Source organism: Pseudarthrobacter sp. Pseusp20 (assembly GCF_059492155.1).
The window spans coordinates 3,086,675-3,105,408 of sequence record NZ_CP168521.1 but is presented as its reverse complement, the minus strand read 5'-3'; the positions used below and the strand labels follow the sequence as shown (position 1 = coordinate 3,105,408).

Below are 18,734 nucleotides of genomic sequence, written 5' to 3'. Positions count from 1 at the left end.
CTGTGGACGGTTCTGCCGGGAGAACGCGTCAGTTGACGCTGCCGAGCTCCTTGGTTTCCTGTGCTTCCATCCTCGGGTCCGTACCAAGCAGGCGCCGCAGCGAGGCCAGCCGGGCCGCGCCGGTGGGACCTGCGTGTCCGCCTGCCACCCAGTCGTCGAGGCCGCAGTTCACTGCGGTTGCGGTGTGCTTGCAGCCCCGTTCGCAGTTCTCGATGCCGGGGGAGAGGTCCGGGAAGGAGCGCAGGATGCGGTCAGGGTCCACGTGCGCCAGGCCAAAGGAACGGATGCCGGGGGTATCGATGATCCAGCTGCCGGGAGGCGCGTCCGCCAACCGCAAGGCAAGGGCCGACGACGACGTGTGGCGGCCGCGCCCGGTCACGGCATTCACGCCGCCGGTGGCCCGCTCGGCGCCGGTCAGGGCGTTCACCATGGTGGACTTGCCGACGCCGGAGTGCCCCAGCATAACGGTGACCTTGCCATCGAGATGGTCCCGCAGCGCCGCCACTGCGGCGCTGTCCAGCCGCGCCGAGAGCCCGTCATCGGACCGGGCATCGATTCCCGACGCCTGCGCATCCGCCGTCTTGCTGATGATCACCGGGAAGTCCAGGTGCGTGTAGTTGGAAAGCAGGTCCGCGGGGTCTTTGACGTCGGCCTTGGTGACCAGCAGGATGGGTTCGATTCCGGCGTCGTATGCGGCCACGAGCGCGCGGTCGATGAACCCCGTGCGGGGTTCCGGGTTGGCGGCAGCCACCACGATCACCAGTTGGTCGGCGTTGGCCACCACCGCGCGCTCCACGGGGTCGGTGTCGTCGGCGCTGCGGCGCAGGAGGGTGTGGCGGTCCTGGATCTTCACCAGCCGGGCCAGCGTGTCCGGCGCGCCGGACACGTCCCCCACGAGCGAGACGAAGTCGCCTGCCACAACGGGCGAGCGCCGAAGTTCCCGGGCGCGCGCGGCAATGACAACGCGCTCATTCTCCGAGTCCTCGTCCACTACCGCGGTGTACCGCCCGCGGTCCACCGTGATGATCCGTCCGGTCACGGCGTCGTCGTGGCTGGGGCGGTCTTTGGTGCGCGGCCGGGAGCCCTTCTTGCTGGGACGGATCCGAACGTCCGATTCGTCCCAGGAATCAGTGCTCCGCGCCACTGCCGCGCCCTTCCGGTCCGGCGGCGGACCCTTCTCCCTGGGCCAGCATGCCGGCCCACAGCTGCGGGAAATCCGGCATGGTCTTGGCCGTGGTGCCGATGTCCTCCACCTGGACGCCTTCGACGGCGAGTCCCAGGATTGCGCCGGCCGTGGCCATGCGGTGGTCGGCGTAGCTGTGGACGACGCCGGCGTGCAGCCGGGCGGGCCGGATCACCAGGCCGTCGCTGGTTTCCTCGGCGTCGCCGCCCAGCCGGTTGATCTCCGATACCAGGGCCGCGAGCCTGTCCGTCTCGTGTCCCCTCAGGTGGGCGATGCCGCTGAGGCGGGAAGGCCCCGTGGCAAGGGCACACAGGGCCGCGACCGTGGGAGCCAGTTCACTGGTGTCCGCGAAGTTGCCGCCCTTGATCTCCGGGCCGCCGGTGACGGTCAGGACACCGTCAGCCAGGGTGACCGAGGCGCCCATGCTGGCCAGGATTCCGCGCCACAGGTCCCCCACCTGCTGCGTTTCATCAGGCCAGTTGGGAATCCGTACGGTGCCCCGCGTGGCCAGGGCCGCAGCCAGGAAGGGCCCGGCGTTGGAAAGGTCCTGTTCAATCCGCTGGTCGAAGGCGCGGATGGGTCCCGGCGCCACCACCCAGTGGTTGGGGACGGAGTCGTCCACTGAAACGCCGGCACCGCGCAGGACGGCCACTGTCATGTTGATGTGGTCCAGGCTGGGTACCGGCTTGCCCACATGTTCCAGGTGCAGGCCGTCGTCGAACCTTGCGCCCACCAGGAGGAGGGCGGAGACGAACTGCGAGGAGGCGCTGGCATCGATCACCAGATGGCCGCCGCGGACTGCGCCGTTGCCTTCCACCACAAAAGGGAGCGACGACGGCGCGCTGCCGTCTTCGGCGGAAACGGCCACGCCCAGGGCTTTGAGGGCTTCGATGATGGTTCCCATGGGGCGCTTGCGGGCGTGGGGATCGCCGTCGAACACGCTGGCTCCGTTGCGGAGCGCCGCCAGCGGCGGAACGAACCGCATGACGGTGCCGGCAAGTCCGCAGTCGATCCTGGTGTGGGACGCGGCCGCTGCCGCCGGCAGCGGAACCACCTCCAGGTCGGGCCCAAAGGCACCGTCCCCGGGCACTTCGGTGATGACGGCACCGAGCTGCCGCAGTGCGTCGACCATGAGTGCGGAGTCCCTGGAATGCAGGGGGGCCCGCAGCCGGGACGGGCCGTCCGCGAGGGCTGCCAGGACCAGGTACCTGTTGGTCAGGGACTTCGATCCGGGCACCGTCACGGTGGCGTTAACGGGCCGGGACGCAAAGGGTGCGGCCCAGTGCTGGACAGGCGTTCCGGACCCGTCCCGGGTGGCAACTGCTGCGGTCATTCGTGTTTATGCTCCCGTAGCGTGTTCGACGGCGCGGCGCACGGCCTTGTCCGCCTTGTTCAGCTTCTTGGTGGTGGTCCTGCGCGCGTCGGCGGCCAGGTGCGAGGCGTTACGACGGGCATCGGCCGCCAGGTGCTCGGCGCGCCAGGCCAGGCCGGGCTTGCCGGCGGTGTCCACGGAAGCGAGCAGGGCGCCGCCGCTCAGCGAGAGGTTCTTGAGCAGCTGGTTCCGGCGGCTTTCGCGGCCTTCCTTGCTGCTGATATCCGCGCTGCGCCATTCAACGAAGGTGTTCAGGAGCGAAATCACCGTCAACAGGCCCGCGGAGAGCCGGGAAAACTTGCCAAGGCCGAACAGGACGCCGGCCCCTACCTGGGTTCCGCCAATCACACGTGCGAGGGTGGTTTCGTTCGCCTGGAAGGGAAGCGAGGCTGCAGCCTTGCGCAGCAGCGGTGAGAGCTGCTGAGCGGTGTCGTCTGCGTTCCTGAGCTTATCCAGTCCGGCGAGAACGAAACTGGAGGCGAGCATGGGCCGTGCGAGCGTGCGGACAAAGGACATGGATTTCCTCCTGGATGGACGAGCCGCGCCGAGCGGCGGAGTCGGTCCTAGTCTTGCACTTTTGGGGAATATTTGCCCGTGGGAGGCGGTTATGGCAAACAGGTCCGCAACAGGGGCCTGACAATCATTCACCCGAAACAGAGCGGAGTTGGCCCTTGGGGAAGGTGTTGGACGGAACCAGGCAGGCGGGCCCGGTGGCAGTGGACAAGCTGGCCTCGGAACCGCCGGAATACGGCACGCCCCGGGCAGGGAGCCTGACAGTAGACTTGAAGGCAATGAACACCCTGGATCCGGCCGTTGCGGCCATGTATGAGGCTACCCCCGGCGAAGCAAACGGCAGGGCCGGCACCGCGCCTGTGCCTGCCGGACAGGCAGACCCTGAATCATTGGCCGCAGAAGCGGATGCCGAGGATGCCACGCTGGACGTCGCCACGGAGAGCGTGGAGGAGCGCCGCCTTCGCTTTGAGCGGGATGCCATGCAGTACGTCGACCAGCTGTATTCCGCTGCCATGCGCATGGCCCGGAACCCGTCCGACGCGGAGGATCTGGTCCAGGAGGCCTACACCAAGGCTTTTTCGGCCTTCCACCAGTACAAGCCGGGAACAAACCTGAAAGCCTGGTTGTACCGGATCCTGACCAACACGTACATCAACCTCTACCGCAAGAGGCAGCGTGAGCCCCTGCAGTCCAACTCGGACAGCATTGAGGACTGGCAGCTGGCACGGGCGGAGTCGCACACCTCGAGCGGACTGCGCTCAGCCGAGGCTGAAGCCCTGGATCATCTTCCGGATTCGGACGTGAAGCGGGCGCTGCAGGACATCCCCGAAGAATTCCGGCTGGCGGTCTACTTCGCCGACGTTGAGGGCTTTGCCTACAAGGAAATCTCGGACATCATGAACACGCCCATCGGCACTGTGATGTCCCGGCTCCACCGCGGCCGGCGAATGTTGCGGGACATGCTCGCGGAATACGCCGCCGAGCGGGGATTTAAGACGGCCGCAGATGCCTCGGATGCGGCAGGAAGCAAAGCACAGGAGAACAGGAAATGAGCGACTGCCAGGGATTGGGCGATTGCGACGACACCAGGATGCAACGCATCTACGAATACCTTGACGGGGCGCTGACCCGCGAGGACCTCACGGAAATCAAGAACCACCTTGATGACTGCCCTGAGTGCACGGAACAGTATGACCTGGAGTGCGTCATCCGCAATATGGTCAAGCGCTCCTGCACGGAGTCCGCGCCGGACAACCTGAAGAACGCCATCCTGGACAGGATCCACACCATCCGTCCCGTGGAGGCCTAGGAACAGGCACGCGTTGCGCCGGTCAGGGCCGCAGACAGCAAAGGACCCCGGAAGCCGTTTGGCTTGCGGGGTCCTTCGCTTGAACCGTAGTTCCTGGCATTTGCCTAGGTGTTGGGGCGCTTCCCGTGGTTCGCGCCGCCACGCTTACGGTCACGACGCTTGCGTGCACGCTTGCTCATAGCTGGCCTCCTTACTGTTGGTACTCAAAAGAGCTGCCCTCAAGTCTCCCACATGATGTGGCGGCCCGCGAACCGGGTAGGGGCGGATGACCTGCGGAAGTGCGGCAGCAGGCGCCGCCTTAGGACTGCAGGGTGCTGCGGATGGCCGCGCGGGCGTCGTCGAGGGCTGTCCTGACGGTTTCCAGCGTCACAGGGCTGATGGGGCGGCGCATGGCCTGCCGCCGCAGGTCCGCGCAGAGCTCATCATGGAACTTCTGCACCATCAGTTCCACGTCAAGCCGTTGGACGGAGACGGCGATGTCATTCTCGACCCCCGCCAGATCGTCGCGGCGCCGGTTCAGTTCGGCAAGGCCGGCGGCTGTAATGCGGTAGTTGGTGCGCCGCCCGGCCGGCTCGGTGGCCACCAGGCCATCCTCCTCGAGCTTGCCCAGCCGGGGGTAGATGGTTCCGGCGCTTGGCGAATAAGTCCCCGCGAACCTTTCCTTGAGCGCCTTGATGAGCTCGTACCCGTGCTTGGGCCCGCTTTCCAGCAGTGCCAGCAGGTAGAGGCGCAACGCACCGTGTGCGAAGACGGGCGGCATCAGCCTTGCGCTTCCCCGTCGCCGTCAAGTGGTGCAGGAGCGTGGGATATGGACGTCCTGCCGGATACCGAATTGGTCCGGACGAGCATCAGCTGGCCGTCGGGCCCGGCAATGGTCTCCACTTTGCCGTTGGCCAGGAGGCACTGCCGGCCGTCAAGGATCACCGCTCCGCCGGCGGACTTGGCCACGATGTCGACGCCGACGTCGTGCGGCAGCCTGATAGCCAGATCCCCGGACACCGAGTTGGAGCCGAAGTCCCGGGTGAAATCGAGCAGTTCAACGTCGAGGTGCCCGCTGACGGTGTTGGTGCGCACGTTGGTGAAGTATCCGGAGGCGGTAACCCTGCCTGAGACGCTCTTGGCCATGAGTACCCCGCGGTGGTTCCTGACCTCCACGCTGCCGCTGATGGTATTGACCTGAAGCTCGCCGGAGGTACTGTCCGCCACTACGGAACCTGACACGGTGTTCAGCCGGACACGGGCAGAGACGCCCGAAACCAGCCCGTCCCCGCTGACGGTCCCGGCCTCCACCTCCACACCCTGGGGAACAGCGATGGTGATGAGCGCGGAGTTGTCGCTGCTGTGGTTGACCGTCTCCATGAGGTTCTTGAACCAGCCCTGGGCTCCGTGCAGCTGGTGCCGCACTTCGAGCCTGCCGCTGTTCAGTGACACGGCTACCGGATCGCCGTGCACGTCGGCGAACTCCAGCCGCACCTGGGACCCCGCGTGCGCCGTGATCCTGAACCTGCCACGGACCATGCCCAGCTTCAGGGCCGTCACGCCGTCGACGTCCATGGTTTGCGGGTCTGTCACACTCCAGTTTTGCTCGGCCATGGTCCCCTCCAAAAGACGATATATCGCGTAGCCCCTACAACGTATCGCCGCAGGCGGGCAGGGTCAAGATATATCTCGAGCGGGCTACTACTGGGGGCCTTCCAGTCCCAGCCACTGGAACCAGCCGCGGTGCAGCACCAGCCATGCCATGAGGCCATAGCCTGCCTGGCCGGGCGTGCCACCGTTTGCGGCAAGGTCCTGGCGCCACTGTTCGTGGTTCAGCAGGGGCGAGAACGTGTCGACGTAGAGGTGCTTGCGGCGGGTGGTGACATCGGCGAAGGCGGTGTTCAGTTCGTCAAGCCGCCGGTTCTGGGCCGGGTCCAGCGTGGGAGGCGGCCCCACGACGAATACCTCGATCCGGTTCTGTGACGCCGAGTCCAGGATATTGGCCAGGTTCAGCCTGCTCCGTGCGGTGGAAAGACCGAATTCAATGTCCCGCCCGGACAGGCCGATGACCAGCCGGTTCTCCGCCTGGGGGCTGAAACGGCGGCCGGCTTCCTCCAGCCAACGTGCCGCAAGCCCCTCGGTGCCTTCCTGCGGACAGGGGAGGGCGTAGCTTTCCAGGAGCATTCCGTCCTGGGGAGTGCGGGCCAGGACGCGGCCCAGCCAGCCAAGTGCCCGGGGATCCCCCAGTCCGGCCAGCAGTTCGTCTCCTACAGCTGCGATCCGCAGCTTCCTGTCTTCCACGCGTTCCTCTTTACTTCGGTACGGGTTTACTTCGGTACGGCCGCTGCATCGTCGCCGCCGCGGCTGCGGGGGTACGGGGCGGCGCTGTCCATCCATTAAACAGAACTGCCCGGCCGGAGTCTGGTATTTCGACTCCGGCCGGGCAGCCTTACTGCTTACTTCCGTGCAAATGCCTGCTTCAGGAGGACATCCTGTTCCGCAGCGTGCCGCTTCATGGAGCCGGCTGCCGTGGAGGCGGATGCCGGCCGGGACACAAGGCGGACCCGCCGGTCAAGGGCCTCGGGCAGGTGCAGGCCGATGAATGGCCAGGGGCCCTGGTTGGCAGGCTCATCCTGTGCCCAGACCACTTCGGCGTTGGGGTACTTGGCGAGCTCCGCCGCGATCTCCTGGTGCGGCAGCGGGTAGAGCTGCTCCACGCGGATGATGGCGGTGGTCTTGTCGCCGGTCTTCTGCCGGGTGGACAGGAGATCGTAGTAGAGGCGGCCGGAGACCAGAAGCACGCGTTCGACGGCGGTGGCCGGCAGCTGCTCATGCTCACCAATGACAGGACGGAAGGTGCCGCTGGTGAAGTCCTCCACGGACGAGGCGGCAGCCTTCAGGCGCAGCAGCTGCTTGGGCGTGAAGATGATCAACGGCTTGCGCGGCCGGTTGTACGCCTGGCGCCGCAGCAAGTGGAAGTGCGAGGCCGCCGTGGTGGGGTTGGCCACGATCATGTTGTCTTCCGCGCAGAGCTGCAGGAAGCGCTCGATCCTCGCCGAGGAGTGGTCCGGGCCCTGGCCTTCGTAGCCGTGCGGGAGCATCAGGACCAGCGAGGACCGCTGGCCCCACTTCTGCTCTGCGGAGGAGATGAATTCGTCGATGATGGTCTGCGCACCGTTGACGAAGTCGCCGAACTGGGCCTCCCAGAGGACCAGGGCGTCCGGGCGTTCCACGGAGTAGCCGTACTCGAAGCCCATGGCCGCGTATTCGGACAGCAGTGAATCGTAGATCCACAGCTTGGCCTGGTCGTCGGAAAGGTTGCCCAGCGGCAGCCATTCCTTGCCGTTGGCACGGTCGTGGAAGACGGCGTGGCGCTGTACGAAGGTGCCGCGGCGGGAGTCCTGGCCGGCAAGGCGTACGGGGACGCCTTCCATGATCAGGGAGCCGAAGGCTGCGATCTCGCCGAAGCCCCAGTCGATGCCGCCTTCGCGGGACATCTGCTCGCGCTTTTCCAGCAGCTGCTTCAACTTGGGGTGGACCGTAAAGCCATCGGGGATCTCGACGTGTGCCTTGCCGATCCGGGCCAGGGTGTCGGCGCTGATGGCCGTGGAGGCCGGTGCGCTGACGCGGGAATCGGACTGCTGGGCCATGGGCCGCTCGATGTCGGACACGGCAGCGGAATCCGCGGTCACGATCGGGATGGGGGAGGTCTGGGCGGCGTGGGTCTCGGCGAAGACCCGCTCCAGCCGTTCCTGGTAGTCGCGGAGCAGCTGCTCGGCTTCTTCCTCGGTAATGTCCCCGCGGCCGATGAGCGACTCCGTGTACAGCTTGCGGACGGAGCGCTTGGCCTCGATCAGGTTGTACATCAGCGGCTGGGTCATCGAGGGGTCGTCACCCTCGTTGTGGCCCCGGCGGCGGTAGCACACCATGTCGATGACGACGTCCTTGTGGAAGCGCTGGCGGAATTCGTAGGCGAGCTGGCCGATACGGACCACAGCCTCGGGGTCGTCGCCGTTCACGTGGAAGACCGGTGCCTGGATCATCTTGGCAACGTCCGTGGAGTACGTGGATGAGCGCGACGACGACGGGGCGGTGGTGAAGCCGACCTGGTTGTTGACCACGATGTGGATGGTTCCACCGGTGCGGTAACCGCGCAGCTGGGACAGGTTGAGCGTTTCCGCAACCACGCCCTGGCCGGCGAAGGCAGCGTCGCCGTGGACCATGATGGGCAGGACGGGGAACGACTCGCCCTGGTCAAGGCGGTCCTGCTTGGCCCTGACAATGCCCTCGAGGACGGAGTCCACGGCTTCCAGGTGGGACGGGTTGGCGGCGAGGTAGACCTTGGTCTCCTTGCCGGTGTCCGAGGTGAAGGTACCTTCGGTGCCCAGATGGTACTTGACGTCGCCGGAGCCCTGGACGGAGCGCGGATCCTGCGTGCCTTCGAATTCGCGGAACACCTGTGCGTAGGTCTTGCCGGCGATGTTCGTCAGGACGTTGAGGCGGCCGCGGTGGGCCATGCCGATGGCAACCTCGTCCAGGCCGTCATCGGCTGCATCGGACATAATTGCGTCCAGCAACGGAATCAGGGACTCGCCGCCTTCCAGCGAGAAGCGCTTCTGCCCCACGAACTTGGTCTGCAGGAAGGTTTCGAAGGCCTCGGCCGCGTTCAGCTTGGAGACGATCCGCAGCTGCTCTTCCCGGCTGGGCTTGGAGTAGGGGTGTTCCAGCTGGTCCTGGAACCACTTGCGCTCGGCAGGCTCCTGGATGTGCATGTATTCGATGCCGGTGGTGCGGCAGTAGGCATCCCGCAGGACTCCGAGGATGTCGCGGAACTTCAGCATCGGCTTGCCGCCGAAGCCGCCCGTGGGCCATTCGCGGTCCAGGTCCCAGAGGGTCAGGCCGTAGGTGAGGACGTCGAGGTCCGGGTGCTTGCGCTGCACGTACTCCAGCGGATCGGTATCCGCCATGAGGTGGCCGCGTACGCGGAAGGAGTGGATCAGCTGCTGGATCCTGGCAACCTTGTTGATCTCGTCAGCCGGATCCACCTGCAGGTCCGCACTCCAGCGGACAGGCTCGTAGGGGATGCGGAGGGCTTCGAAGATCTCGTCGTAGAAGTTCTGTGCGCCCAGCAGCAGCTGGTGCACCAGCTTGAGGAACTCGCCGCTGCCGGCGCCCTGGATGACGCGGTGGTCATACGTCGAGGTCAGGGTGAGGACCTTGCTGATGGCGTTGTGGGCGATGATCTTTTCGCTGGCACCCTGGAATTCGGCCGGGTAGTCAAGGGCGCCGACGCCGATGATGGCCGCCTGGCCCTTGGAAAGGCGCGGCACTGAGTGCACGGTGCCGATGCCGCCGGGGTTGGTCAGGGAGACAGTGGTGCCCTGATGGTCCTCGGCGGTGAGCTTGCCGTTGCGGGCGCGCTTGATGAGGTCCTCGTACGTGTGCCAGAACTCGGCGAAGTTGAGGGTCTCGGCCTTCTTGATGTTCGGGACCATGAGCAGGCGGGTGCCGTCGGGCTTGGGCATGTCGATGGCGATGCCGAAGTTGACGTGGGCCGGCTGGACCGCAACGGGCTTGCCGTCCACCTCGTCGTAGTACACGTTCATCGACGGGAACTGGGAAAGGGCCCGGATGACTGCGTAGCCAATGAGGTGCGTGAAGGAGACCTTGCCGCCGCGGGCGCGGGCCAGGTTCGAGTTGATGACCACGCGGTTGTCGATGAGCAGCTTGGCCGGAATCGCCCGGACGCTGGTGGCCGTGGGCACCTCAAGGCTGGTGACCATGTTGGTGGCGATGGCCTTGGCAGGTCCGCGGAGGACGGAGACGACGTCCTCCTCCGGCGCGGTGGGGGCCTTGACGTTCTTGGGCAGCTGCGCCGGAATGGGCTGCGAGCCGGTGCCTGCTTCGGTCTTCTTGCCGCCGTCGCGTGCCTCCGTGGCGGGGGCCTTCTTGACCGGCGCAGGGGCTGCTGCAGGAGCGGCGGCCGGGGCGGCGGCGGGTGCCGCCGGGGGAGTGGCAGGGGCTGCGGCCGGCGACGGTGCCGAAGCAGCGGGTGCCGTCTTCACCACGGGCAGCTCGCGCGTAGGAGGATTGGCAGCGTGCGCGGAATTTCCATTGTTGGAAGAACCGTTACCCGAGTCGAAAGATTCAAACAGCGGCCACCACTTGGCGTCCACGGCGTTCTTGTCCTGTTGGTACTGCTCGTACAGTTCGTCAACGAGCCACTCGTTCCCGCCAAATTCCTCTGGTAGACGGTGGCTTGGCTGCTCTGGCACTTGAAATACGCCTCTTCCATGAGTTTGATTTCTCTTTGGCCCCCCGGTGCTTCAGCACTGCGATCGAACCAGTCTCTGCGTCCTCTGAACCCAGACCCTTAGCAAGTCTAGTGAGCATCTTGTGTTAACTGCCAATAAGGGTGACCCAAATCATGAAGTGACGAACATGGGGCTGAATGTGAGCCCAAAATTGCATCTGAATTGCCATCTGATACGCCCGGCTCCTGGAGCGCCAAGGGTCGCCGGGAAGCCCCGCAAAGTGCTGGGGCGGCCGGAGGCCGGGCCGCCCCGGCGGCGGACTGCCGCGCATCCGGCCGGGGCCGCTCCTGTAGACTGAAATTCTTATGGACAGTAAATCTAGGTGCCGGCCTGGGCACTGTCAGCGGAGCTCCACGAGGAGCGCCGCACAGTCCGCCCCCAGAGCCGGCAAACCCCGACAACGCGCCCATCACCAGCCAGCGGCCCAGCTTGCCGCATCCCGTGCGGACCAGTCCTCGGGATCCGCCGACCATCCTCCGCCGGGCCGAAGCAGCTCCTCCCTTTTCCGGTGGGCTGCGCTCCCGGCGGTCCTGCCGCTCCAGGCGGGATGCTGAATGGAGTGGCTCCTCCTGGCAGCAGGCCTGCTGCTGATCGCCGGCACCGGATTCTTTGTGGCCGTCGAGTTTTCCCTCATCGCTTTGGACCAATCCACCGTCCAGCGCGCCATTGACGACGGGGACAGCGGCGCTGTGCCGTTGCTCACCTGCCTCAAATCGCTGTCAACCCAGCTGTCCAGCTGCCAACTCGGCATCACCCTGACCACGCTGCTCACCGGCTACGTCATGGAACCCTCGGTTGGCCACCTCCTCGAGGCGCCGCTGGCCGCCGTCGGACTTCCCGCCGTGGCCGTGCAGTCCATCTCCCTCATCCTCGCCATGGTGCTGGCTACGCTGCTGTCCATGCTCCTGGGTGAACTGGTGCCCAAGAACATGGCGATCGCGCTGTCGTTTCCCGTGGGCCGGGCGCTGGCCCGGCCGCAGCTGATCTTCACGGCGATCTTCAAACCGGCCATCCTTGTCCTGAACGGCTTTTCCAACAAGGTCCTGAACGTTTTCGGGCTGGAAGCCAAGGAAGAAATTTCCGGCGCGCGGACTCCGGCGGAGCTTGCCTCGCTGGTCCGCAGGTCGGCTGCGATGGGAACGCTCGACGCCGGGACTGCCAACTTCATCGCCCGCACCCTGAATTTCTCAACGCGGACGGCCGCGGACGTCATGACGCCGCGCATCCGGCTCGAGACAATCGACGCCGACCAGCCGGTCTCCGACGTGGTGGACGCAGCACGCAGGACCGGGTACTCCCGGTTCCCTGTTATTGGCGAGTCCGCCGACGACATCCGTGGACTGGTGCACGTCAAGAAGGCCGTGGCTGTTCCGTGGGACCGGCGCCGCAACCTTGAAGCGGGCGCCATCATGACCGAGGTACTGCGGGTGCCCGAGACCATCCACCTTGATGCACTCCTGGCCGAGCTCCGCGAGGGAAACCTCCAGCTGGCCGTCGTGCTTGATGAATACGGGGGTACGGCAGGCATCGCCACCCTTGAGGACCTGGTGGAGGAAATCGTGGGCGAGGTGGCGGACGAGCACGACAAGGTCCGTCCGGGGCTACTGCAAAGCGCCTCCGGCGACTGGTACTTTCCCGGGCTCCTCCGTCCGGACGAGTTGTCCGAACAGATCCCGGGGCTGAGTGTTCCGGACGAAGCGGCCTACGAGACCGTGGGCGGCTACGTCATGAGCAAACTCGGCCGGATCGCCGTGGTGGGGGACTCCGTCCCGGTGGGCGGCGGAACGCTCAGCGTTACCAGGATGGACGGCCGGAGAATCGACCGCATCTGCTTCCACCCGGCGGATCAACCGGCTGCACAGGACGCCAATGACAGGAGCAAGCCATGAGTGACTGGGCGGGCATCCTCTGGCTGGGCTTGCTCCTGCTGGGCAATGCCTTTTTCGTGGCGGCTGAGTTCGCCATCATGTCCGCGCGCCGCAGCCAGATTGAGCCCTTGGCCGACACCGGATCCAAGCGCGCCCAGACAACCCTGCGCGCCATGGAGAACGTGTCCTTGATGCTGGCCTGCGCGCAGCTTGGCATCACCGTCTGCTCCCTGCTGATCCTGCTGGTGGCCGAGCCGGCAATCCACCACCTGCTTGCCGTCCCCATCGAGACGGTGGGCCTGCCGGCGGAAGCTGCGGACGTTGCAGCCTTCGCCGTGGCCCTGATGCTGGTGACCTTCCTCCACGTCACATTCGGCGAGATGGTGCCCAAGAACATCTCGGTGTCCGTGGCGGACAAGGCCGCGCTGCTCCTGGCCCCGCCGCTGCTGTTCATCTCGCGGCTGGTCCATCCGGTGATTTCAGTCCTCAACTGGTCCGCAAACTACATCCTTAAGCTGATGCGGATCGAGCCCAAGGATGAGGTGACGTCCTCCTTCACGCTGGAGGAGGTGCAGTCGATCGTCCAGGAGTCCACCCGCCACGGCCTGGTGGACGACGACGCCGGGCTCATTACCGGTGCCCTGGAGTTCTCGGAGCACACGGCGGAGGACATCATGGTGCCGCTCGGGAAGCTGGTCATGCTGGGGGCTTCCACCACTCCGGTGGAGTTTGAAAAGGCCGTCAGCCGTACGGGATTCTCCCGGTTTCCCATGCTTGATGACGACGACATGCTCTACGGCTACCTCCACGTGAAGGATGTGCTGTCCATTCCGGAGTCCGCCTACGAACTGCCGATTGCCGAGAGCCGCATCCGCTCGCTGGCCAACCTGGCGCTGGGGGACGAGATCGAAAAAGCCATGTCCGTCATGCAGCGCACGGGATCCCACCTTGCACGCGTGATCGGCCCGGACGGCAAGACGCGGGGTGTGCTCTTCCTTGAGGACGTCATCGAACAGCTCGTCGGTGAAATCCGGGACGCGACGCAGGCCACCGGAATCCGCCGGTTGGGCCAGCCGAACGGAAATTGACCTAAATAGGAATCATTCGCATTTAGGTATAGGCTTGCACTGTCGTCCTCCCCATCTGCGTGAACTGAGGTTTTCCGTGCGCCGTACCGCCGCTGCCAGCTCTTTCCTTGCCGCCCTGACGGGCCTTGGCCTTCTGCTCAGTGCGTGCAGCCCGCAGCAGTCCGGGACGCCCGCTTCCACGCAGGGGATCAACGTCGTGGCCTCGACGAATGTGTACGGCGACATTGCCAGGAGCATCGGTGGGGATAAGGTCAGCGTGACCGCGATCATCAACAACGCCGGCCAGGATCCGCATTCCTATGAAGCGACCGCCCAGGACCGCCTCACTGTTTCGAAGGCGCAGCTGGTCATCGAAAACGGCGGCGGCTACGACGACTTCCTTCATACCCTGGTGGAGAGCAGCAAGCTCGACGGCGGTTCGGTGCTGACCGCCGTCGAAGTCTCCGGCCTTGCCCACCCGGAGGAGGAGGCTTCCGCCTCGACCGGGCCGGCCGCCGAAGGCCTTGGCGGGCACGATCACGGCAACTTCAACGAACACGTCTGGTACAGCCTGCCGGCCATGGAACGGATGGCCGACAGTGTTGCGGCGAAGCTCGGCACGCTGGATCCCGGTTCTGCCGCCACGTTCACAGCCAACGCCGGCGCCTTCAAGGCCTCCCTCTCAGACCTGCACGGCAAGCTGGAGGCCCGGAAAGGCGCGGCGGCCGGAGGACAGGTTGCGGTCACCGAACCCGTTCCCCTCTACCTGCTCGAAGATGCGGGCCTGAAGAACGCCACACCTGAGGCCTACACTGCCGCGATCGAGGAGGGCACTGACGTCCCGCCCGCCGCCATGAAGGAGGCCACAGACCTGGTGGCTTCCGGGACAGTGCGGCTGCTGGCCTACAACGCGCAGACCGAGGGCCCGCAGACGGAAGCGCTGAAGAAGGCTGCTGAAGCCGCCGGGGTTCCGGTGGTGGACTTCACCGAAACCCTGCCTGAGGGAAAGACCTACGTGCAGTGGATGACGGACAATGTGAACAACGTCAGCAAAATTCTGGAGTCAAACAGGTGAAATCCGTCGTCAGCCTCAGCGGGGCGTGCCTCAGGTTCGGTCAGCGCACGCTTTGGGAGGATCTGGACCTGGACATCAGGCCCGGTGAGTTCTTCGCCGTGCTGGGTCCCAACGGCAGCGGCAAAACCAGTTTCCTGAAGGTCCTCCTGGGCCTGCAGAAGCTGCACTCCGGACAAGCGTTCCTGGGCGGCCGGCCCGTGGAACGCGGCAGCAACCTGATCGGCTACATTCCACAACAGAAGTCGTTTCCGCAGGACACGCCCCTGCGTGCCCGCGACCTGGTGGCCCTGGGAGTCGACGGGCACCGGTGGGGCATCCGGTTGTCGGCCGGCAAGACAAACCGCAGGGTGGACCAGCTCCTGGAACTGGTGGGCGCCTCCGACTACGCCAAGGTCCCCGTTGGCCAGCTCTCCGGCGGGGAGCAACAGCGGCTCCGCGTGGCGCAGGCACTGGCAACTGATCCGCAGGTCCTGCTCTGCGATGAGCCGCTGTTGTCCCTTGACCTGCACCACCAGCAGGCAGTCAGCGCCCTGGTCAACAAACAAAGCCGCGAACACAACAGCGCCGTTGTCTTCGTTACCCACGAAATCAACCCCATCATCGACTACGTGGACCGGGTCCTGTACCTGGCAGGGGGACGGTTCCGGGTGGGGACGCCGGAAGAGGTCATGACCACGGAAGTGCTCTCCGACCTCTACGGCACCCAGGTGGAGGTGATCCACGCCAACGGCCGGATCGTCGTCGTTGGCCTGCCCGATGCCACCACCCACCACCACGCCGAGGCTGACGCCCTGGCAGGGGAGGCAGCGTAATGGACGCCGACAGCATCCTCGGTGCCATCTTCAACTTCGACAACTACGGCGAACTGCTGGTCCTGGTCCAGAACTCAATCTGGGCGGGCGCCATCCTGGGGCTCCTTGGCGGCCTGGTGGGCACGTTCGTCATGAAGCGGGACCTCGCTTTCGCTGTCCACGGCATCTCCGAACTTTCCTTCGCCGGCGCCGCCTTCGCCCTGCTGGTCGGTGCGGACGTGGTTTTTGGCTCGCTCATAGGATCGGTGGCGGCAGCGCTGCTGCTGGGCCTGATGGGTGTCCGGGCCAGGGACAAGAACTCAACCATCGGCGTGATCATGCCGTTCGGCCTGGGACTCGGAATCCTGTTCCTGTCCCTGTACCAGGGCCGGGCCGCAAACAAGTTCGGGCTCCTCACCGGGCAAATCGTTTCCGTGGACACCGTCCAGCTCCAGGCCCTCGCCGGGACCGCTGTCGTGGTGATGCTGGTGCTGGTGGCCATCTGGCGGCCGCTCACCTTCGCCAGCGTGGATCCCGAACTCGCCGAGGCGCGGGGAGTCCCGGTCCGCACGCTGGCCCTCGTCTTCATGGTCCTCCTGGGCGTCAGTGTGGCCTTGTCCATCCAGGTGGTCGGCGCCCTGCTGGTGCTTGCGCTGCTGATTACGCCGGCGGCCGCGGCACTGCGGGTCACGTCGTCGCCGGTTGCGGCGGTGGTCCTGAGCGTCGTTTTTGCTGTCACCGCAACGGTGGGCGGAATCCTGCTGGCACTGGGCGGACGGATCCCCATCAGCCCCTACGTCACCACGTTGTCGTTCCTGATCTACGTGGCGTGCCGCGGCATCAGCTCCGTGCGCGCCGCGCGCGGCATCAACGGGCGGGTCCTTACAGCTTCCCGGCAGCCTTAAGGGCGGTGCAGTCAGGGCACAGGCCGAAAATCTCCACGGTATGGTCCACCTCGGTGAACCCATGCTCGGCGGCCGTGCGCACCGCCCACGTTTCGACGGCGGGTGCCTCCACCTCCACCGCCTTTCCGCAGTTCCTGCACAGCAGGTGGTGGTGATGCGCGGTCACCGCACAGCGCCGGTACACGGCCTCGCCGTCGCCATTGCGCAGCACATCCACCAGTCCCTCATCGGCGAGTGACTGCAGGATCCGGTAGGCAGTGGCCAATGACACGGACACGCCCTGGTTCTGCAGGATGCGGTACAGCTCCTGCGTGCTGACGAAGTCGTCCAGGTGGTCCAGGGCCGCACTGACGGCCTTGCGCTGCTTGGTAACGCGCTGTTCCCTGCCGCCTCCTGCCGGGGATGGGGCGGCGGAATCAGCCTTGACGCCGATCGGCATGGACGAACTCGCTTCCGTGGGGGGCAAACACCAAGATTACCAGCCGGAGCTTCATGGGCCGGAGTGCAGGACAGGGTCCGTGGACAGGCTTCCGGGGCGGACCCTAGGCTGGCGCTATGAAGCTGACCAAGTACACCCACGCCTGTATCCGGCTCGAGAAGGAAGGCCGCATCCTGGTCCTGGACCCCGGCACCTTCTCCGAATCAGCCGAGGCGCTGTCAGGGGCGCAGGCAGTCCTGGTGACCCACGAACACGCAGACCATCTTGACACCAAGGCCGTGGTGGCCGCACTCGAAGGAGATCCGGGCCTGGCGCTGTATGCCCCCGGGGGCGCGGCCGGGCAACTGCGCCGGGATGCCGCCGCCGCGGCAGACCGCATCCATACGGTGGAACCCGGCCAATCCTTCCAGGCCGCCGGCTTCGACATCCGCAGCTTCGGCGGCCAGCACGCCCTGATCCACCCGCAGATCCCGGTGGTTGCCAACATCGGTTTCCTGGTGGACGGAAACGTGTACCACCCGGGGGACTCGTTCATCATCCCGGACGGAATCCAGGTCCAGACGCTCCTGGTCCCGCTGCACGCGCCGTGGAGCAAGTCCGCCGAGGTTGTGGACTTCGTCATCGGTGTGCGGGCGCCGCGCGCCTTCCAGATCCATGACGGCCTGCTCAACGACAACGGCCTGGGCATCGTTGAAGGCCATGTCAAGCGGATCGGCGCCAAGTACGGCACCGAATACAGGCACCTGGCCGCCCGCGAGTCCGTGGAGGTTTAGGCCGGCGCGCCGGTCCACTCCCCGGTGTCCAGGAAGCGCGAAATCACGGCCTCGTGGGGCGCCGGATCCAGCCCCTGGGAAGCCAGCCAGTCCTGGTTCCAGTAGTTGCCCGCATACCGTTCGCCGCCGTCGCACATCAACGACACGATGCTGCCCTTGCGGCCCTCGGACAGCATCTGGGCCACCGTCTGCCAGACTCCCCACAGGTTGGTTCCGGTGGAGGGACCTGCATGCAGGCCGGCGAATGAGTTCAGGTGCCGCATTGCTGCCACCGAGGCGGCATCCGGCACCTGGACCATCCGGTCGATCACCGTAGGGATGAAGCTCGGCTCCATCCGGGCCCGGCCAATGCCTTCGATGCGCGAGGGCAGGCCGGTGGGCCGTCCGGCTGCTTCCCCCAGCCAGCCTGGATAGAAGGCCGAGTTCTCCGGGTCCACCACCAGCAACCGTGTGGGATGGCTGTGGTAGCGCAGATACCGGCCGATCGTGGCGCTGGTTCCGCCCGTACCGGCGCCAACCACGATCCACTCCGGCACCGGATGCGGCTCCAGGCTGAGCTGCCCGAAGATCGATTCGGCGATGTTGTTGTTCCCGCGCCAGTCGGTGGCCCGCTCCGCGAACGTGAACTGGTCCATGTAATGCCCGTTGCAGGTGGCGGCTACTTCTTCGGCTGTCGAATACACATCCGTGGCGTTCTCCACCAGCAGGCAGGAGCCGCCGAACTTTTCGATCAGCGCGATCTTTTCCGGGCTGGTGGTGCGGGCCATCACGGCGACAAAGGGCAAACCCAGCAACTGGGCGAAGTAGGCCTCCGAGACCGCGGTGCTGCCGCTTGAGGCCTCCACGATGGTGGTGTCCGCCCGGATCCAGCCGTTGACCAGCCCGAACAGGAACAGGGACCTGGCCAGCCGGTGCTTCAGGCTGCCGGAGCGGTGCGTGGACTCGTCCTTGAGGTACAGCTGGATGCCCCACTGTTCCGGCAGCGGCACGGAGTACAGGTGCGTGTCCGCGGAACGGTTGTTTTCGGCGGTGATGGTGCGGATGGCCTGGTCGGCCCAGTTCCGGTCCGTTCCGCCATCGTTCCTGCCGGTGCTGCCCTCGATCGTCACCAGTCCAGCCTACCCGCGGGCCGGGAACTCCCCGTCT

At 65.9% G+C, this 18,734-nt stretch carries 18 protein-coding genes; 8 read left to right on the top strand and 10 right to left on the bottom strand.

All coding sequences use genetic code 11. The features are described 5' to 3' along the window. Window positions 1-28 precede the first annotated feature (28 nt). Genes rsgA through ACEN9K_RS14320 form a run of 3 tightly spaced genes read right to left on the bottom strand, consistent with a single transcriptional unit; the run spans window position 29 to window position 3,071 of the window. Window positions 29-1,144 carry a ribosome small subunit-dependent GTPase A gene (gene rsgA / locus ACEN9K_RS14330; protein ID WP_018768450.1) on the bottom strand — a complete coding sequence of 372 codons (1,116 nt, stop codon included), beginning with the start codon at window positions 1,142-1,144 and terminating at the stop codon, window positions 29-31. Continuing rightward, complete coding sequence (gene aroA, locus ACEN9K_RS14325; protein ID WP_478223207.1) at window positions 1,128-2,516, bottom strand: 3-phosphoshikimate 1-carboxyvinyltransferase; 1,389 nt, start codon at window positions 2,514-2,516, stop codon at window positions 1,128-1,130. The genes rsgA and aroA overlap by 17 nt, the downstream gene beginning before the upstream one ends. Window positions 2,517-2,522: 6 nt before the next feature. After that, the gene (locus ACEN9K_RS14320; protein ID WP_018768448.1) at window positions 2,523-3,071 is read right to left on the bottom strand and encodes a DoxX family protein; all 549 of its coding nucleotides are present in this window, start codon (window positions 3,069-3,071) and stop codon (window positions 2,523-2,525) included. Between the two features lie 194 nt (window positions 3,072-3,265). Between ACEN9K_RS14320 and ACEN9K_RS14315 the strand changes: the two genes are divergently transcribed. Both ACEN9K_RS14315 and rsrA read left to right on the top strand, forming a co-directional pair. Further along, entirely contained in the window at window positions 3,266-4,120 is an 855-nt protein-coding gene (locus ACEN9K_RS14315) for a sigma-70 family RNA polymerase sigma factor (RefSeq protein WP_026265646.1), read from the top strand. After that, entirely contained in the window at window positions 4,117-4,377 is a 261-nt protein-coding gene (gene rsrA, locus ACEN9K_RS14310) for a mycothiol system anti-sigma-R factor (protein WP_018768446.1), read from the top strand. The genes ACEN9K_RS14315 and rsrA overlap by 4 nt, the downstream gene beginning before the upstream one ends. Before the next feature lie 104 nt (window positions 4,378-4,481). On the opposite strand, the gene ACEN9K_RS14305 is transcribed toward rsrA, so the two are convergent. The 5 genes from ACEN9K_RS14305 to ACEN9K_RS14285 all read right to left on the bottom strand — a co-directional run bounded on the left by ACEN9K_RS14305 (window position 4,482) and on the right by ACEN9K_RS14285 (window position 10,631). Next, the gene (locus tag ACEN9K_RS14305) at window positions 4,482-4,556 is read right to left on the bottom strand and encodes a 50S ribosomal protein bL37 (protein WP_369299106.1); all 75 of its coding nucleotides are present in this window, start codon (window positions 4,554-4,556) and stop codon (window positions 4,482-4,484) included. 119 nt (window positions 4,557-4,675) lie between these two features. Further along, window positions 4,676-5,137, bottom strand: coding sequence for a PadR family transcriptional regulator (locus tag ACEN9K_RS14300; protein ID WP_018768445.1), 462 nt, complete (start codon window positions 5,135-5,137; stop codon window positions 4,676-4,678). Further along, window positions 5,137-5,970: a DUF4097 family beta strand repeat-containing protein gene (locus ACEN9K_RS14295; protein ID WP_056388036.1), complete on the bottom strand. Its 834-nt coding sequence runs from the start codon at window positions 5,968-5,970 to the stop codon at window positions 5,137-5,139. The genes ACEN9K_RS14300 and ACEN9K_RS14295 overlap by 1 nt, the downstream gene beginning before the upstream one ends. An 87-nt stretch (window positions 5,971-6,057) precedes the next feature. Continuing rightward, a complete protein-coding gene (locus tag ACEN9K_RS14290) occupies window positions 6,058-6,657 on the bottom strand; it encodes a GDSL-type esterase/lipase family protein (protein ID WP_488315908.1) in 600 nt (199 codons plus the stop codon). Between the two features lie 155 nt (window positions 6,658-6,812). Then, window positions 6,813-10,631, bottom strand: coding sequence for a multifunctional oxoglutarate decarboxylase/oxoglutarate dehydrogenase thiamine pyrophosphate-binding subunit/dihydrolipoyllysine-residue succinyltransferase subunit (locus ACEN9K_RS14285; protein ID WP_488315909.1), 3,819 nt, complete (start codon window positions 10,629-10,631; stop codon window positions 6,813-6,815). Window positions 10,632-11,224: 593 nt separating this feature from the next. Here ACEN9K_RS14285 and ACEN9K_RS14280 point away from each other — a divergent pair. The 5 genes from ACEN9K_RS14280 (at window position 11,225) to ACEN9K_RS14260 (ending at window position 16,376) form a co-directional block, all read left to right on the top strand. Further along, window positions 11,225-12,559, top strand: a complete 1,335-nt coding sequence (locus ACEN9K_RS14280; RefSeq protein WP_495634577.1) for a hemolysin family protein — start codon at window positions 11,225-11,227, stop codon at window positions 12,557-12,559. After that, window positions 12,556-13,626, top strand: coding sequence for a hemolysin family protein (locus ACEN9K_RS14275; RefSeq protein WP_018768440.1), 1,071 nt, complete (start codon window positions 12,556-12,558; stop codon window positions 13,624-13,626). Before ACEN9K_RS14280 ends, ACEN9K_RS14275 begins: the two co-directional genes overlap by 4 nt. A gap of 76 nt (window positions 13,627-13,702) precedes the next feature. Continuing rightward, window positions 13,703-14,680: a metal ABC transporter solute-binding protein, Zn/Mn family gene (locus tag ACEN9K_RS14270; RefSeq protein ID WP_495634576.1), complete on the top strand. Its 978-nt coding sequence runs from the start codon at window positions 13,703-13,705 to the stop codon at window positions 14,678-14,680. Then, window positions 14,677-15,492 (top strand): metal ABC transporter ATP-binding protein, encoded by an 816-nt coding sequence (locus ACEN9K_RS14265; RefSeq protein WP_495634575.1) that lies wholly within the window; start codon window positions 14,677-14,679, stop codon window positions 15,490-15,492. Before ACEN9K_RS14270 ends, ACEN9K_RS14265 begins: the two co-directional genes overlap by 4 nt. Next, window positions 15,492-16,376 carry a metal ABC transporter permease gene (locus ACEN9K_RS14260; protein ID WP_134163833.1) on the top strand — a complete coding sequence of 295 codons (885 nt, stop codon included), beginning with the start codon at window positions 15,492-15,494 and terminating at the stop codon, window positions 16,374-16,376. Before ACEN9K_RS14265 ends, ACEN9K_RS14260 begins: the two co-directional genes overlap by 1 nt. Here ACEN9K_RS14260 and ACEN9K_RS14255 read toward each other — a convergent pair. Further along, window positions 16,354-16,815, bottom strand: a complete 462-nt coding sequence (locus tag ACEN9K_RS14255) for a Fur family transcriptional regulator (RefSeq protein WP_018768436.1) — start codon at window positions 16,813-16,815, stop codon at window positions 16,354-16,356. The genes ACEN9K_RS14260 and ACEN9K_RS14255 overlap by 23 nt on opposite strands. 116 nt (window positions 16,816-16,931) lie before the next feature. Here ACEN9K_RS14255 and ACEN9K_RS14250 point away from each other — a divergent pair, with 116 nt between their 5' ends. Further along, the gene (locus tag ACEN9K_RS14250; protein ID WP_495634574.1) at window positions 16,932-17,588 is read left to right on the top strand and encodes an MBL fold metallo-hydrolase; all 657 of its coding nucleotides are present in this window, start codon (window positions 16,932-16,934) and stop codon (window positions 17,586-17,588) included. On the opposite strand, the gene ACEN9K_RS14245 is transcribed toward ACEN9K_RS14250, so the two are convergent. After that, window positions 17,585-18,697 carry a PLP-dependent cysteine synthase family protein gene (locus tag ACEN9K_RS14245; protein ID WP_495634573.1) on the bottom strand — a complete coding sequence of 371 codons (1,113 nt, stop codon included), beginning with the start codon at window positions 18,695-18,697 and terminating at the stop codon, window positions 17,585-17,587. The two genes, ACEN9K_RS14250 and ACEN9K_RS14245, sit on opposite strands and share 4 nt — an antisense overlap. Between the last annotated feature and the right edge of the window lie 37 nt (window positions 18,698-18,734).

What these genes read in the sequence shown, in the direction of transcription:
- aroA (WP_478223207.1), bottom strand. Translation starts at nt 2,516, where the DNA reads ATGACCGCAGCAGTTGCCACCCGGGACGGGTCCGGAACGCCTGTCCAG.
- ACEN9K_RS14320 (WP_018768448.1), bottom strand. Translation starts at nt 3,071, where the DNA reads ATGTCCTTTGTCCGCACGCTCGCACGGCCCATGCTCGCCTCCAGTTTC.
- rsrA (WP_018768446.1), top strand. Translation starts at nt 4,117, where the DNA reads ATGAGCGACTGCCAGGGATTGGGCGATTGCGACGACACCAGGATGCAA.
- ACEN9K_RS14300 (WP_018768445.1), bottom strand. Translation starts at nt 5,137, where the DNA reads ATGCCGCCCGTCTTCGCACACGGTGCGTTGCGCCTCTACCTGCTGGCA.
- ACEN9K_RS14295 (WP_056388036.1), bottom strand. Translation starts at nt 5,970, where the DNA reads ATGGCCGAGCAAAACTGGAGTGTGACAGACCCGCAAACCATGGACGTC.
- ACEN9K_RS14280 (WP_495634577.1), top strand. Translation starts at nt 11,225, where the DNA reads ATGGAGTGGCTCCTCCTGGCAGCAGGCCTGCTGCTGATCGCCGGCACC.
- ACEN9K_RS14275 (WP_018768440.1), top strand. Translation starts at nt 12,556, where the DNA reads ATGAGTGACTGGGCGGGCATCCTCTGGCTGGGCTTGCTCCTGCTGGGC.
- ACEN9K_RS14260 (WP_134163833.1), top strand. Translation starts at nt 15,492, where the DNA reads ATGGACGCCGACAGCATCCTCGGTGCCATCTTCAACTTCGACAACTAC.
- ACEN9K_RS14255 (WP_018768436.1), bottom strand. Translation starts at nt 16,815, where the DNA reads ATGCCGATCGGCGTCAAGGCTGATTCCGCCGCCCCATCCCCGGCAGGA.
- ACEN9K_RS14250 (WP_495634574.1), top strand. Translation starts at nt 16,932, where the DNA reads ATGAAGCTGACCAAGTACACCCACGCCTGTATCCGGCTCGAGAAGGAA.